Annotated in this window: 13 protein-coding genes; all 13 read right to left on the bottom strand. The window is 50.0% G+C overall.

Annotation, left to right across the window (positions count from 1 at the left end; genetic code table 11):
* Window positions 1-59 precede the first annotated feature (59 nt).
* Window positions 60-572 (bottom strand): cob(I)yrinic acid a,c-diamide adenosyltransferase, encoded by a 513-nt coding sequence (locus KAH19_RS07360; RefSeq protein WP_210684045.1) that lies wholly within the window; start codon window positions 570-572, stop codon window positions 60-62.
* A 72-nt stretch (window positions 573-644) separates the two neighbouring features.
* The gene (gene ndk / locus KAH19_RS07355) at window positions 645-1,058 is read right to left on the bottom strand and encodes a nucleoside-diphosphate kinase (RefSeq protein WP_009145907.1); all 414 of its coding nucleotides are present in this window, start codon (window positions 1,056-1,058) and stop codon (window positions 645-647) included.
* 81 nt (window positions 1,059-1,139) lie between these two features.
* A complete protein-coding gene (htpX, locus tag KAH19_RS07350) occupies window positions 1,140-1,982 on the bottom strand; it encodes a zinc metalloprotease HtpX (RefSeq protein ID WP_210684044.1) in 843 nt (280 codons plus the stop codon).
* A 96-nt stretch (window positions 1,983-2,078) separates the two neighbouring features.
* Window positions 2,079-2,513 carry a type II toxin-antitoxin system RatA family toxin gene (locus KAH19_RS07345; RefSeq protein ID WP_210684043.1) on the bottom strand — a complete coding sequence of 145 codons (435 nt, stop codon included), beginning with the start codon at window positions 2,511-2,513 and terminating at the stop codon, window positions 2,079-2,081.
* 14 nt (window positions 2,514-2,527) lie between these two features.
* Window positions 2,528-3,775 carry an aspartate aminotransferase family protein gene (locus tag KAH19_RS07340; RefSeq protein ID WP_210684042.1) on the bottom strand — a complete coding sequence of 416 codons (1,248 nt, stop codon included), beginning with the start codon at window positions 3,773-3,775 and terminating at the stop codon, window positions 2,528-2,530.
* A 297-nt stretch (window positions 3,776-4,072) separates the two neighbouring features.
* The gene (locus KAH19_RS07335; RefSeq protein ID WP_210684041.1) at window positions 4,073-5,344 is read right to left on the bottom strand and encodes a divergent polysaccharide deacetylase family protein; all 1,272 of its coding nucleotides are present in this window, start codon (window positions 5,342-5,344) and stop codon (window positions 4,073-4,075) included.
* Window positions 5,345-5,358: 14 nt separating this feature from the next.
* Window positions 5,359-6,252, bottom strand: coding sequence for a site-specific tyrosine recombinase XerD (gene xerD / locus KAH19_RS07330; RefSeq protein ID WP_210684040.1), 894 nt, complete (start codon window positions 6,250-6,252; stop codon window positions 5,359-5,361).
* A gap of 115 nt (window positions 6,253-6,367) precedes the next feature.
* Window positions 6,368-6,619, bottom strand: a complete 252-nt coding sequence (gene hfq, locus KAH19_RS07325; RefSeq protein ID WP_210684039.1) for an RNA chaperone Hfq — start codon at window positions 6,617-6,619, stop codon at window positions 6,368-6,370.
* A gap of 78 nt (window positions 6,620-6,697) precedes the next feature.
* Complete coding sequence (gene miaA / locus KAH19_RS07320; protein ID WP_210684038.1) at window positions 6,698-7,633, bottom strand: tRNA (adenosine(37)-N6)-dimethylallyltransferase MiaA; 936 nt, start codon at window positions 7,631-7,633, stop codon at window positions 6,698-6,700.
* Between the two features lie 3 nt (window positions 7,634-7,636).
* On the bottom strand, window positions 7,637-8,425 hold the full coding sequence (locus tag KAH19_RS07315; protein ID WP_210684037.1) for a class I SAM-dependent methyltransferase: 789 nt from the start codon (window positions 8,423-8,425) through the stop codon (window positions 7,637-7,639).
* Window positions 8,425-10,455, bottom strand: a complete 2,031-nt coding sequence (gene mutL, locus KAH19_RS07310; protein WP_210684036.1) for a DNA mismatch repair endonuclease MutL — start codon at window positions 10,453-10,455, stop codon at window positions 8,425-8,427. Before mutL ends, KAH19_RS07315 begins: the two co-directional genes overlap by 1 nt.
* The gene (gene mutS / locus KAH19_RS07305; protein ID WP_210684035.1) at window positions 10,455-13,037 is read right to left on the bottom strand and encodes a DNA mismatch repair protein MutS; all 2,583 of its coding nucleotides are present in this window, start codon (window positions 13,035-13,037) and stop codon (window positions 10,455-10,457) included. Before mutS ends, mutL begins: the two co-directional genes overlap by 1 nt.
* Window positions 13,037-14,365 (bottom strand): tRNA (N6-isopentenyl adenosine(37)-C2)-methylthiotransferase MiaB, encoded by a 1,329-nt coding sequence (gene miaB / locus KAH19_RS07300; protein WP_210684034.1) that lies wholly within the window; start codon window positions 14,363-14,365, stop codon window positions 13,037-13,039. Before miaB ends, mutS begins: the two co-directional genes overlap by 1 nt.
* Window positions 14,366-14,390 lie beyond the last annotated feature (25 nt).

Genomic DNA, 14,390 nt, shown 5'->3' with positions numbered 1-14,390 from the left:
AGCCTCCGTCTGCGGCCAAAGGCCACAGGCAGAGGCTTCTATTCCTTAATCAGCGATGCTTATTTTACTTCGCATTCTACACGCGCCAGGATAAAGCACAAATCAGACAAACGGTTCAGGCAAACCAGAACATTGGGGTTAACCGGTTCGGTTTCAGCCAGACGCAGCAGGCAACGCTCGGCACGACGGGTAGTAGTGCGTGCGATGTCCAGTGCGGCAGCGCCTACAGTATCGCCGGGGATAATGAAATGGCCCAGCGGCTGCAGCAGAGAATCAAACTTGTCTATTGTATCTTCAAACAGCTTAACGTGTTCTTCTTTGATGTAAGGTTCGGGCAGGTTGAGGCTGGCAATATCAGCCATCACAGACATGAGCAGCTTTTGTACATTGAAAATGGTTTCACGCACATCCTCACGCGTAACCTGAGCACGTGCCAAACCTAATGCCGAGGAAATTTCATCCACAGTACCATAGGCTTCTACACGCAGGCTTTGCTTGGGAACACGTTCTCCGGTGTACAAACCGGTAGTTCCTTTATCACCGGTTCTGGTATAAACAGCAGCTTTCTTCATTTCTGCACCATCCTTTCCGTGAGAGTGTAACCCCTCTCAGTCAGCACATGGCCGCCGAAAGGCTAAAGTTAATTAGTAAATTTCTTCCGGAGCGAAGAAGTTGTTGATTTCGCGTTCAGCAGCTTCCGGGCTGTCGGAACCGTGAACAATGTTTTCACCGATGCTCAGAGCGAAGTCGCCGCGGATAGAACCGGGAACTGCTTCGATCGGGTTGGTAGCACCGTTCAGTTGACGAACAGCTTTGATAGCGTTTTCGCCGCGGATTACAGCGCAAACCAGCGGAGCGGAGGTAATGAAGTCAACCAGTTCGCCGAAGAAGGGTTTGCCTTCATGCTCAGCATAGTGGAATTTAGCTTGAGCTTCGGTAACTTTAACCAGTTTCAGAGCTGCAACTTGCAGGCCTTTGTGTTCGAAACGAGCGATGATATCGCCGATCAGATTTTTCTTAACTCCATCAGGTTTTACGAGTACGAGTGTTTGTTCCATTTGTAAATCTCTCCTTAAAGTGTAATTAAATTTTTTATACTAACCCAGTCACCGATGTGACTTAGAGGTATAGTTGAATTGTTAACGGATACCCATTTTTCTTGCCTGCTCACGCAGCAGCTGAACTCTTTCCTCGGTTGCGGGGTGAGTACTGAAAAGCTGCTTGGCATCAACACCGGCAAAGGGGTTGATAATAAACATATGCGCAGTTGCTTCGGTAGCACCGGGCATTACGCGACGCTCCGCATAGGCTTCAATCTTCAGCAGAGCATCAGCCAGAGCATTGGGATTGCCGCAAAGCTCACCGCCGGATTTATCTGCCATATATTCGCGGGAACGGGATACTGCCATCTGAATCAGCATAGCTGCCAAAGGCGCCAAAATCATAACCAGAATAGAAGCGATAGGATTACGGCTTTCGCCATTCTCATCACGGCCGCCGCCAAAGAACATACCCCATTGGGCAATCGTGGAAATAGCACCTGCCATAGAAGCGGCAATAGTGCTTACCAAAATATCACGATGCTTAACGTGGCTCAGCTCATGGCCTAAAACACCGGCCAGCTCTTCCTTGGTCAGCATATCTGCCAGCGCAGTATTTACCGCAACGGCAGCATGCTCCGGATTTCTGCCGGTAGCAAAAGCGTTAGGCACCGGACTATTGATAATATAAACCTTCGGCATAGGAATATTGGCTTTTTTAGCCAGCTTTTCTACTATTCCGTACAGCTCCGGCGCACTGTTGCGGTCAACCTGTTGTGCATCGTAGTGTGCCAGAACCATCTTATCGCTGTTCCAATAAGCAAAGAAGTTCATTGCCACGCCTACAAAAAGCATTACGGTCATGCCGCGCAGACCACCTAAGAAGTCGCCCAGGAGCATCAGCAGCGCTGTCATTAACGCCATTAAAAACGCTGTTTTCATCTAAGTAATTTCCTCCTCATAAAAGACCTGCACTGTAAACAGGTACAGGCATTAATAGAATACATTTTCAACATATCTATTATAACAAGTAATTACTTATTTTTCAATTTGGGCCTTGATAGAGTTTAACATATTTTCACTGTTTTCACGAACTTTTTTCTTAAGAATAGGATTCAGCAGGCCGGCAATCATCGGAATACCGAACTCAAAATCAACTGCCAAAGTTACCTCGCAGCCGTCAGCCTGCGGTGTAATCAGCCAGGAGCCTTCCATTCTCTTCAAATCACCCTCGGTCTGAGCGTAGGTAATCTTCAGCTCCTCAGGATAGAAGGTATCGCGCTCGGTCCAGACAATTTTGCGTCCGTCAACATTACTTACCCAATGAGAAACAGTGTAATTCTCACCGCGCTCCAGAATTTCTACGCTTACCAGGTCATGCATAAAATTAGGGTAAGCAGCCATATCCTTGATAATATCATAAATTTTTGCACCATCGCCCTTGATGGTGGTTTTGCTCTCTACATAAGGCATAATCTTATCTCCTCTTATAAATCTTCAATAACATCTGCGGTTTCCTTAACTGCGCCTCTGAAAGCTTCCAGAACATGGTCGATAACCTCTTTAGGCATAATCAGCGGCGGCTCCATACGGATAACCTTAGGATTGTTCAAGGTATAAGCAACAATAATGTGCTGGTTAATCATCAGGCTCATCAGCATACCGCCGGCGCCCTCTTTAGTCAGCTCAATACCGATCATCATACCGCGACCGCGTACTTCCTTGATAACGGAAGGATATTCCGCAGCGATAGCCTCCAGACCAGCCTTCAGATAAGCGCCTGCCTCACGTCCGCGACGCAGCATATCCTCTTCCTTAATAGTCTTGATGGCTGCTACACCGGCAGCACAGGCCAGCTGGTTGCCGCCAAAGGTAGAGGTGTGCAGGAACGGTGCTTCAATCAGACCGGCCCAGGCACGCGGAGTACCGATAATCGCACCTATGGGCATTACGCCGCCGCCCAAAGCCTTAGCGCAGGCCATCAGGTCGGGAGTAACGCCGTCATGGTTAACGCCGAACCATTCGCCGGTACGGCCGATACCGGTCTGTACCTCATCGGCAATCAGCAGAGCACCCTTCTTCTCGCAGATTTCCTTCACCTCGCGCAGGTAGCCTGCAGGAGGAACAATAATACCGCCCTCGCCCTGAACAGGCTCCAGAATAACGGCAGCGGTATCTTCATCAACAGCTTCATCAACAGCTGCGGCGTCGCCGTATTCTACATGAGTAAAGCCATCCAGCAGCGGTTTAAACGGCTCGCGATACATATCACGGCCGGTAGCAGTTAAGCTGCCAAAGGTTTTACCGTGAAAAGCATTCTTCGCAGCAACGAACTTTTTGCGTTTTGTTGCCAGACGTGCTACCTTCAGACAGCCTTCAACGGATTCGGTACCGCTGTTGACAAAAAAGCTGTATTGCAGCTCACCGGGAGTAATCTCAGCCAGTGCCTCCGCCAAATCAGCCATCGGACGGTTGAACAGCACCTTGCCGCACATCGGCATAGCATGCAGCTCCTTTTCCACAGCCTCGACAACCTTCGGATGACGATGACCTAAAGCAAACATACCATAGCCGCCCAGGCAGTCAATAAACTCCTGCCCTTCACTGTCGGTAATAGTCCAGCCCTCAGCATGGCCTTCAATGCTTGCCAGGCCCATGAAGCGGAACAGCTTCGCCTGCGCGGGATTAATATACTTTTCATATTTACCGATTGTTTCTTCTACATAATTAGACATTTTCTTACCTCGATTCAGTTTATGTAAATTAGAGTTTTGCAAACATAATATGTACACATAAGAGCCTCTCCTTGGGGAGAGGTGGCATCGCGTAGCGATGACGGAGAGGGGTGTATCATTTTACCGTATAAAACACTATTCACGAACAATCCCCTCTCAGTCGCCTTTTAGGCGACAGCTCTCCCCAAGGAGAGCCAATTTTCTTGCCTTTTCCAACTGGAAAAGCAACTGCCATTAACCTTTCTTGCCGGCTTCTTTCAGTTATGAAAGAAGCCGAATCCCAATACTAATACAAATTTAATACAGCAGCTCCGTCACCGGCACAAAGGTTATCCCCGTCCGCTTAAACTCCGCCGCATACATCTCCCAGCATTTGGCAGTATTCGGTCTGGCGTGGCAGATAGCAATAACGCTGCCGTTCTTTTCCGCCATAGCGAAAGCCTTATATATCTGCTGACGAATCGCCTGCACGTCAGAGCTGTTATCCAAAAAGATATCATTGCGGGCAGTCGAAACACCCAGCTGCTGCGCCATATTGCGTGCTACCGAAGCAGAATTTGTACGGCTGTCCACAAAAAACAGCTTCTGCCGCCGCAGCTCCTGCAAAACAACTCTCATAGTATCCTTATCCGCAGTCGCCTTCGAGCCCTGATGATTATTCACACCCATAACTCCCGGCAGACTGTTAAGCGCTTTGCGCGTCAAGGACAGCTTCTCCGCCGCAGACAAATCCGTACGAATAGTAGCAGCGCCCTCGCTCATAGCACTGCGGTCAATAGGCTCCATCGGCAGATGCAGCATCGGCACACGTCCTTTAGCCTTTACCATCTCCAGAACATCGCTGCTGTACTGCTTATACGGCAATATCGCATAGCTGAACGGCAGACCAGTATTCAGCAGCTTGCGCACCGGCGCCATATCATAACCGCAGTCATCAATAACGATGGCTACTTTTCCTCTGAATTGCCTGACGGTCCCCTGCTGCTCCTCTTCTGCCTTTTGCTCCGGTAAATCCTTAACATCCTTATCCTGCTTAGTCAGGTTACTGTTATGGAAGAAAACCACAGTATCCGTTACAAAGCTCTTGCTGCCTGCACCGGCCTTAACCTTAATACCTATTTCTGCCTTATAGGCATCCCATTTTTTATATTTGGCAGGCTTGCCGCTGATATAAACCAGTCCGGCCTGCTCCACCTTCGTCTGCAGCCAATCACCGGCACCGGTCAAACTGGTGCTGGATGGAATTCCCACCGCCAGTTCACGCTGGTTAATCTGCACCTTAGCGCCGGATTCTTCAACCTCAACATCCTTTTTGCCGTGATCGTTTTCAATCAGCTGCCAATTATTTTTCTGCAGCAAAATATTATCCAACAATCGTTGTGCTTCTATAGATTCATCCAGCAGACTTACCGTCTGCGGCTCGTCACCTTTCTTGTCCAAAACATCCTTCTTGCTGTTGCTGGTGGCATAAAAAAGTCCGCAGCCAATGGCAACAATCGCAATAACCGCTGTTAAAATCAGCACAGCATATTTACTGCCGGAGGATTTTTTCTTGCTTGCTTTTGTCATAGGTGTTCTCCTTTCTAAGCCCGTGGGTGCGTTTTATCATACACCTCGCGCAAACGCTCCACATCAAGATGCGTATATATCTGCGTGGTAGAAATATCTGCATGTCCCAAAAGCTCCTGCACTATGCGCAGGTCGGTACCGTTATTCAAAAGATGCGTCGCAAAGGAATGTCGCAGCATATGCGGTGTAACGCGCTTGCTGATGCCTGCGCTCTTGCCGTATGCCACAATAATTTCGTAAAAACGCTCCCTTGTCATCGGTCCGCCCCAGCCGGTTACAAAAAGTTCTGCAGCCTTATCAGGCTTGCCATGCAGAAGCTGCGGGCGTATCACAGACAAATAATGCTCCAGATAATGCAGTGCGGTACGGCCTAACGGCAGCATACGCTCCTTGGAGCCCTTGCCCATAACAATGACATACTGCATCTTCATATCAACATTCTTTACCGGCACATTTACCAGCTCAGACACACGCATACCGGTAGCATATAACAGCTCCAGCATCGTCTTGTCGCGATAACCGTCCAAAGTTCCCAAATTAGGCTCATCCAAAAGCCTTTCGACCTCCTGAACGCTCAGCACCTTCGGCAGATGCAGTCCTCTGCTCGCCGCCTCCAGCACCTCGGCAGGATTGCGTCGGATATAACGCTCTGCCGTAAGAAAACGGTAAAACGCCTTAATCGAAGCCAGCTTGCGTGCCACCGTCGAGGCAGCGCGGCCCTCCTGCTTCAACCGCACAAGATAGGCAATCAGCTGCTGTCGCGAAACCTGCAGCAGCTCTTCATCTGCCTTCAGCTGCAGGCTTTTCATCAGCAGACGCAAATCACGCATATACGCCAGCTGTGTATTTTTTGCCAGTCCCAGCTCTACCGTCAGATATTCCTGAAACAAGGCCAGATAATCAAACATAAAAACCTGCCTCCATCCCGCAAATTCGCTGTTTGCAAATTTTGCCGGATGCAATCTCTTTCAGAAAAAGAAAAACAACGCTTATGCGCCGTTTTTCTCTATAATCATAACTTTATTAAAATTCTTTTTTCTCAGGCTGCATAATAGTAATATTAGTTGCCGGAGAAATAGTGGAAATAGCATGCTTGTAAACAAGCTGCTGTTTGCCTTCGTTTTCAATAATAACAGTAAAGTTGTCAAAACCTCTTACTAAGCCACGGATTTGGAAACCGTTCATCAGATAGATGATAACACCCAGGTTTTCCTTGCGAACATGGTTTAAAAAGCTGTCTTGCAAATTCATTGCGGGTTTTACTGAAGTAATCATTAAAAGCCCCTCCTACTCATTCGTTATCTCCGGAAGCACAGATTCCTAAAAACCTACACTCCTCTTTATACTTACATTTTACACCGAAATGCCACTTTCTACAAGTATTTCGGAAATTTCTGCCACTGCCTGTTTATAATCAGGCTCATCGTCCAGATGCAGCCAGTGAATATACGGCATTTTTTTATACCAGGTAATCTGCCGCTTGGCAAAGTTACGCGTTGCCTGCTTCAGCTTGTCTACGGCAGCCGCGTAATCCATACTGCCGTTAAGATACCATACCATCTGTCTGTAGCCGATGCTCTGCATCGACTGACACTCGGGCGCTACGCCCTGCTCCAGCAGACTGCGCACCTCCTGCTCCAGACCGGCCTCCAGCATCAGGTCAACACGCTTGTTGATGCGCTCGTACAGCGCCTGACGCTCCATCTCCAAACCGATAACTACGGCATCATAAGGACTTTCCTGCGCACCGTACTGGTTGACAGCCTCGCCCTGCATAGCAGATTCCAACGCACGGATGACGCGGCGCACATTATTGGGGTGAATGCGCTGCGCCTCCTGCGGCGCCAGCTCCTGCAGACGCGCATGCAGCGCCAACGCGCCCTTTTCCTGTGCCTCGGCCTCTAGCCTGCGGCGCAGCTCGCTGTCCTCATCCGCATTGTTAAAGGCATAATCCTCGAGCAGCGCTTTGATGTACAAACCTGTACCGCCGGCAATTATCGGCAGATGTCCGCGCGCATTGATTTCCGTAATCAGCGCAGACGCACGCTCCTTAAAATCCACAACGCTGAAGGATGCGTCCGGAGGCAGAATATCCACCAGATGATGCGGTACGGCAGCAAGCTCCTCGGCAGTAGGCTTGGCAGTACCGATATTCATATTTTTATAAACCAGCATTGAATCACCGGAAATGATTTCGCCATGAAACTGCTTGGCAATCTCAATAGCGCAATGGCTTTTTCCGGTTGCTGTCGCTCCTAAAATAACAACTACCTTGGGTTTTTGCAACATAAATCACCTTTTTATTATTCCGTACTTAATCCTGCTGTATTTACCGCCGATAAATTCCTCGCAGCCATACTCGCGCAGAATATATTCGCTGCGCTCCTTGATAACCACGCGCGGTGCTACACGCAATGCCAGCTGCAGCGTTTCTGCCGACAGCGCTTCCTCGTAGGAAAGCGGCCGCAATGCTTCCATGCCCTTGGCACCGTTAACAGGATGGCGGAACATCGGATCGAAATAAACAACATCAAAGCTGTCCGGCGCACACTGCGCCAGATAATCCTCCGCCAGCGCCTGCACCGGCTGAATCCGGCGCAGTGCCGCCGTCAGGTCAGCATCCTCGGCAAAGTAATTTTTAAGGCCATAGCTCACGGCAAAATACAATAGCGGTGAAGCCTCCAGCCCTACAACCGTTCCATCCTCACCGACAGCATAGGAGCTGATGGCGGCATCCGCCGCCAGGCCCAGCGTAGCATCCAGCACTCTTTTCCCCGGACGCAGGTCCAGCGCTGTCAGCAAATGCTCCGTCGCACCGCGCTTCAGCTGCTGCAGACGCAGCACGGCCATCCCCGGATGATAGGCAAAGCTGCCTACGGCACTGTGAATACGCGGGCCGTCCTTTTCGCCCACAACAAGCGCTGCCAAGTCATGTTGCGCCATAAGCTCGTCTACGCCCATATTATGCGGACGCTCCACATAAAGTGCGCCCAGCTGCTCCGCCCAGGACCTGGCCTGAGCTGCAGCGGCGCTGCCTGTCGCATTTCTGGCCGTTGTTACGCCAATTTTGCCTGTAAGCATTAAAAGCCCGTCCTTTTAAACATTTTATACAGCTGATTGCTGTCAATTTCAATCATGCAAGGTCTGCCGTGCGGGCAGGTAAACGGATGCGTAGTATTGCACAAATCAATAATCAGCTGACGCATCTGCCGCATATTCAGCAGCTGTCCTGCCTTAATCGCTGCCTTGCAGGCAGTCATGTGCAGCACCTCCTGCCGCAAATCGCTGCCGTTGACATTACGCATTTCCCGCAGCATTTTGCTGATAGCGTTGATAAAATCCTCGGCGGCATCTGCCTTGATATCCGCAGGCAAGCTGCTCACGCGCAGCAGGCTTTCGCCGGCGCTGGCAGCGTCCACACCCAAAGCCAGGAATTCATCCCTGTGCTCCTCAATCAATGCAATATCATCGGCAGCCATATCTACATACAACGGCATCAAAAGCTGCTGCGACGGAATCTGCTCATGCGAAGCCACGAGCTTGTCATAAAGAATGCGCTCATGGGCAGCATGCTGATCAATAAGATAAAGCGTTGTTTCGCTTTGGGCAATAATAAAGGTTTTATCAACCTGACCAATCGGCCAGATAGTATCCATACCGCTGTCGGTATCGGTAAAAGCAATAGTTTCCCTGTCAGTCGCAGGTGCAGCCTCCGCCGGCTGCGGCTTGGCAAATTCACTGCGCGCCTCATGCACCTCCAGCACAGGCTCCTGATATCCCTTGCTGTAGGAAACGGTTGCGGCGGTTTGGGCAAAATCATCAAACGGCTGCCACATTGCCTGCTGCTCTCCCTGCTCCTTTTTCACAACAGGCGCAGGCTGCTCAGGCACCAGCAAACTTTCGGAAGCAGGTGCAGGCTGCACATCTTCCTTGCGCTCCGGCGTTTTAAAAATCGGCTCTGCACCGCTCTTGAACACAGGCTGCGGCGCCTGATACGCCGGCTTAGGCTGCGGTGCAGGTGCAACCGGCACAGAAACAGATTGCGGCTGCGGCTTCACAAATACATTCAGCTCCGAATCCGGCAGCAGCGTTACCTGCGTCTTTTGCGCACTCATCGGCTTCGTCAGCGCATCGGTCAGCGCCTTATACATAGCCTTGTAAATAAGGCTGTCATCACTGAATTTGATTTCGCTCTTCTGCGGATGCACGTTAACATCAACGCTGGCTGTATCAACCTTTAAATTGATGACAGCAAAGGGAAAGCCGCTTTTAGGAATCTGCGACTGATAAGCATGGTCCATAGCCTTGGAAAGCATCTTGCTGCCAATGCAGCGTCCGTTAACGAAGAACGTCTGCCACTGGCGCGTTCCCTTCAGCAGCGTAGGCTTGCCGATAAAGCCGCTTACTCTTACCTTGGGATCATTCAGCGATACCTCCAAAAGATTTTCGGCAACATTCTTGCCGTACAGCGCTCTGATAGCATGCTCCAAATCACCGTCACCGGGAGTGCTGAGCACCTCTTTATCATTATTTACCAGCTTAAAGCGCACATCGGGACGCGAAAGCGCCAGCCTTGTCAAAAGCTCGCTGATATAACGGCCCTCGGTGCTTACGGTTTTCAAAAACTTACGGCGTGCAGGCACGTTGAAGAACAAGTTCTCCACAATTACGGTAGTACCTGTACTGCCGCCGCTTGCCGTAACCTCCGTGTTTTCACCGCCGTCGATATGGACGGAGGTAGCGAATTCCTCGCTCTCCGGACGGGTCAGCAGCGTAAAGTTAGAAACAGAAGCGATACTGGGCAAGGCTTCACCGCGAAAGCCCAAGGTATTCAGGCTCAGCAAATCCTCAGCCTTCGTAAGCTTGCTTGTGGCATGGCGCAGCACAGCCATTTTGGCATCAGCTTCACTCATGCCGCAGCCATTATCAGTTACTCTGATATATTCCGTACCGCCGGCAAAAATCGTTACTTCAATTTTATCCGCACCGGCATCCAGTGCGTTCTCAACCAATTCCTTTACTACGGACGCAGGCTTTTCTACAACCTCGCCGGCAGCAATCTGGTTAGCGGTATTCGTATCCAACAAACGGACGGCATGCTCTTCTGCCATTATTTACCCAGCTCCTTTCTTGCTTCATCCTGCAATTTATACAAAGCGCTCATCGCCTCAATCGGTGTCATACTCATAACATCGAGCTTCAAAAGCTCATTGGCAATAGAACTGCCAAACAGCGAGCCCATCATATTATCCGGCGCTGCAGCAGCTGCAGGCTGCTGTACACGTCCGTTATCATTATCATATTCCTTCAGCAGCTCTTCCGAACGCTCCAGCACCTTCTTCGGCAGACCGGCGAGGCGTGCAACATGTACACCGTAACTGCGGTCGGTACCGCCCGGTACAATACGGCGCAGGAAGATAATATCCTTGCCTCTTTCTTTGACGGCAACGGAATAATTTTTTACTCCGCTCAGCACATTTTCCAAAGCAATCAGCTGATGATAATGCGTAGCAAACAGCGTCTTTGCCTTGATGCGGTCATGGATATATTCCATAACTGCGTGGGCAATACTCATACCGTCAAAGGTACTGGTACCGCGGCCAACCTCGTCAAGGATAATCAGACTGTTTTTCGTAGCGTATTTTAAAATCTGCGCTACCTCGTTCATCTCCACCATAAAGGTGCTCTGGCCTGTTGCCAGATCATCACTGGCACCGACGCGAGTAAAAATCTTATCTACCGGGCAAACGCTCGCCTGACGCGCAGGAATAAAGCTGCCGATTTGCGTCATCAGCACCAGCAGCGCCACCTGACGCATGTAGGTTGATTTACCTGCCATATTCGGACCGGTAATAATTATCATGCGCTCATCGGCATTATTCAGATTGGTGTTGTTTGGAACAAAAATCTCCTTTTCCAACAGGCGCTCTACTACAGGATGGCGTCCGTCAACAATCTTGATTTCGCCGTTATTATTCAGCTCCGGTCTTACATAATTATATTTATAGGCAGCCTCTGCCAAACCTGTCAGCACATCAATGTAGCTGACGGCGCGGGCAGTTTCCTGAATCTCCTTGATTTTGCCGCGAATCAAAGTACGCAGCTCATCAAACAGATAATACTCCAGCTGCTCGATTTTTTCCTTGGCACCGAGAATCTTATTCTCGAACTCCTTAAGCTCGGGAACAATATAACGCTCCGCGTTTACCAGCGTCTGCTTACGTACAAAGTACGGAGGCACGCTGCTGCTCTGACCCTTGCTTACCTCGATATAATAGCCGAAAACCTTGTTGAAGCCGACCTTCATGGTTTTAATGCCGGTTTCCTCTTTGATTTTCTGCTCAAAGTTCTGCATCCAGGTTTTGTTGTCGGCAGCAATCAGATGCAGCTCATCCAGCTCCTGATTATAACCGGTGCGAATCATGCCGCCCTCGCGAATAGAAAACGGCGGCTCATCGACAATCGCCTGCTGCAACCTTGCTGCCAGCTCCTCGTGCAGATGCAGGCCCTTCCACAGCTTACGCAGCAGTCCGCTGCTGCAGCCTTCCAGAATACCCTTCAGTCCCGGCAGTACGCTTAAAGAATTACGCAGCGCTACCAAATCTCTGGCATTGGCACTGCCTACCTCAATACGGCTGACAATACGCTCCAGATCCGCAACTGCCTTCAGCTGCGCCACAATCGCTTCGCGCAGCTCTGCGGCTGCCGCCAGCTCGGCTACCGCCTCCTGACGCTCATAAATGCGGCCTACATCCAGCAGCGGGCTTTCAATCCAGCTGCGCAGACGGCGCGCACCCATCGAGGTATTGGTAAAATCCAGCACCTGCAAAAGCGTACCGCGCTTCGAGCCATCCGTCATATTGCGAACCAGCTCCAGATTGCGGACAGCTGTCACATCAAGATTCATAAAGCTGTTGCGTTCAATTCGTACCAAACGGTTAATATGGCTCAAATCGGCCATAACCGTTCCGTGCAGATAGCGCAGCAAAAGCTCAACCGTACTGTGTACCTCATCCGGCACATCACAACCGGCAAAGTGCTGCGCAAAATAATCAGCCTCCGGCGTACTCTCGTCATAATGCGTAACAACGCATTCCGGCAATCTTGCAGCCAGCCATTCCTGCAGCTTCTCACTCATTTTCTCCGAAGCAAGATGCACAACAAGCTCTGCTGGCTGCAGTCTGTAAAGCTGCTCGGTGATATTCAAAAAGCTTTCCGATGTCTGGTCAAGGAACCATTCGCACTCGCCCGTAGTTACATCGGCCGCTGCCAGGCACATTCCCTTTTCCTGAGCCTGCTGTAAAAATACCAGATAGCGGTTATGCTTATCCTCCAGAAGCTGTTCGTTCAGTGCCGTTCCCGGCGTAATAATTTTAATAACCTTGCGCTCTACAATGCCTTTGGCGAGCTTAGGATCCTCCACCTGCTCGCAGATAGCGATGCGATAGCCTTTTTTTATCAGCTTGGCGATGTAACCGTCAACCGAATGATAAGGTACACCGCACATCGGCATATGCTCCATGCCGTTGGAGCGCTTGGTCAGTGTTAAATTAAGTTCACGTGATGCCGTAATAGCATCGTCAAAAAACATTTCATAAAAATCGCCCAGACGGAAGAAAAGCAGCTCATTCTGATGCTCCTGCTTCACTGCCATATATTGCTGTACCATGGGCGTAACATTTGCAGCAGCCATTAATCAACCGCCTTACCTTTCACAAGCCAGGTCTGTGCAGCGTCAATCTGCACGTTAACCTTTTGTCCTACCTCGTATTGCTTATCTTCAATCGGCCACAGCACCAAAACTCCTGTGCGTGTGCGTCCGTTCCAGACGGTTTTCTGCTTGCTGGGACCTTCTGCCAGCACTTCCACAGTCTGACCTACCAGCTTTTCATGGCACTTCAGGCTGTTTTCGTTCTGCAGCGCCATCAAACGGTTCAAACGCTCCTTCTTCACTGCCAGCGGCACCTGGTTTTCCATCTTGGCAGCAGGTGTACCGCTGCGCTTGGAATAAATAAAGGTATAAGCAGAGGTAAAGCCAACCTGACGCACAACATCGAGAGTTTCCTCAAAGTCCTCTTCGGTTTCGCCGGGGAAGCCTACAATAATATCTGTAGTAATCGCTGCGTCCGGCACATACTTGCGTACCAGCTTAACCAGCTCCAGATATTTTTCCTTAGTATAACCGCGGTTCATGCGGCGCAGAATTTCCGAGCTGCCTGCCTGGAACGGCAGATGGAAGTTTTCGCAGATATGCTCGCATTCTGCAACAGCCTTGATAACCTCTTCGCTCATATCGCGCGGATGACTGGTCATATAATGAATACGCTCAACGCCGGGAATAGCATCTACACGGCGCAGCAGCTTAGCGAAAGCATCCTTGTCACCAAAATCCTTGCCGTAGGAATTAACGTTTTGTCCCAGCAGAGTAAATTCTTTATAACCATCCTTCACCGCTGCCTCAATCTCGGCAACAATATTATCGATGCTGCGGCTGCGCTCGCGTCCGCGTACATACGGCACGATGCAGTAGGTGCAGAAATTATTGCAGCCATACATAATAGGAATCCAGGCAGCAAAAGAGCTTTGGCGTACCATATGACCTTCAAACTCACTTTGATGAATAGTCAGATCGGTATAAACCGCAGCCTTGCGCTCTGCCAGAAATTCCAGCAGCAAACGCTTGAAATCGTTAACGTAAGCAGTACCCAGCAGCAAATCTACCTGAGGATGCTTTTTGCGCAGCTTTTCGCCGTCCTTCTGTGCCATGCAACCGGCCACACAGATAACTACATCCGGATTGGCACGTTTTACAGCCTTTAATTCGCCAATTTTGCCGGCAATTTTCTTTTCCGCACTTTCGCGCACGCAGCAGGTGTTAACGATGATTATATCTGCGGTATGAAAATCAGGATTAGGCGCATAACCAAGCTCTTGCAGCTGTCCTGCATAATGCTCCGTATCGGATTCATTCATCTGGCAGCCATAATTTATCAGACAGTAGGTTTTATTTTTATCACTCATGTAAATACCTCCGTGTAAAATCAGT

This window comes from Phascolarctobacterium sp. Marseille-Q4147 (assembly GCF_017968825.1).
GTDB lineage: Bacteria > Bacillota > Negativicutes > Acidaminococcales > Acidaminococcaceae > Phascolarctobacterium_A.
Note: the sequence above shows the minus strand (reverse complement) of the source record. Positions and strands in the feature narration are given on the sequence as shown.

What these genes read in the sequence shown, in the direction of transcription:
- htpX (WP_210684044.1), bottom strand. Translation starts at nt 1,982, where the DNA reads ATGAAAACAGCGTTTTTAATGGCGTTAATGACAGCGCTGCTGATGCTC.
- miaB (WP_210684034.1), bottom strand. Translation starts at nt 14,365, where the DNA reads ATGAGTGATAAAAATAAAACCTACTGTCTGATAAATTATGGCTGCCAG.
- KAH19_RS07335 (WP_210684041.1), bottom strand. Translation starts at nt 5,344, where the DNA reads ATGACAAAAGCAAGCAAGAAAAAATCCTCCGGCAGTAAATATGCTGTG.
- xerD (WP_210684040.1), bottom strand. Translation starts at nt 6,252, where the DNA reads ATGTTTGATTATCTGGCCTTGTTTCAGGAATATCTGACGGTAGAGCTG.
- mutL (WP_210684036.1), bottom strand. Translation starts at nt 10,455, where the DNA reads ATGGCAGAAGAGCATGCCGTCCGTTTGTTGGATACGAATACCGCTAAC.
- hfq (WP_210684039.1), bottom strand. Translation starts at nt 6,619, where the DNA reads ATGATTACTTCAGTAAAACCCGCAATGAATTTGCAAGACAGCTTTTTA.
- KAH19_RS07345 (WP_210684043.1), bottom strand. Translation starts at nt 2,513, where the DNA reads ATGCCTTATGTAGAGAGCAAAACCACCATCAAGGGCGATGGTGCAAAA.
- KAH19_RS07315 (WP_210684037.1), bottom strand. Translation starts at nt 8,425, where the DNA reads ATGCTTACAGGCAAAATTGGCGTAACAACGGCCAGAAATGCGACAGGC.
- mutS (WP_210684035.1), bottom strand. Translation starts at nt 13,037, where the DNA reads ATGGCTGCTGCAAATGTTACGCCCATGGTACAGCAATATATGGCAGTG.
- KAH19_RS07340 (WP_210684042.1), bottom strand. Translation starts at nt 3,775, where the DNA reads ATGTCTAATTATGTAGAAGAAACAATCGGTAAATATGAAAAGTATATT.
- KAH19_RS07360 (WP_210684045.1), bottom strand. Translation starts at nt 572, where the DNA reads ATGAAGAAAGCTGCTGTTTATACCAGAACCGGTGATAAAGGAACTACC.
- ndk (WP_009145907.1), bottom strand. Translation starts at nt 1,058, where the DNA reads ATGGAACAAACACTCGTACTCGTAAAACCTGATGGAGTTAAGAAAAAT.
- miaA (WP_210684038.1), bottom strand. Translation starts at nt 7,633, where the DNA reads ATGTTGCAAAAACCCAAGGTAGTTGTTATTTTAGGAGCGACAGCAACC.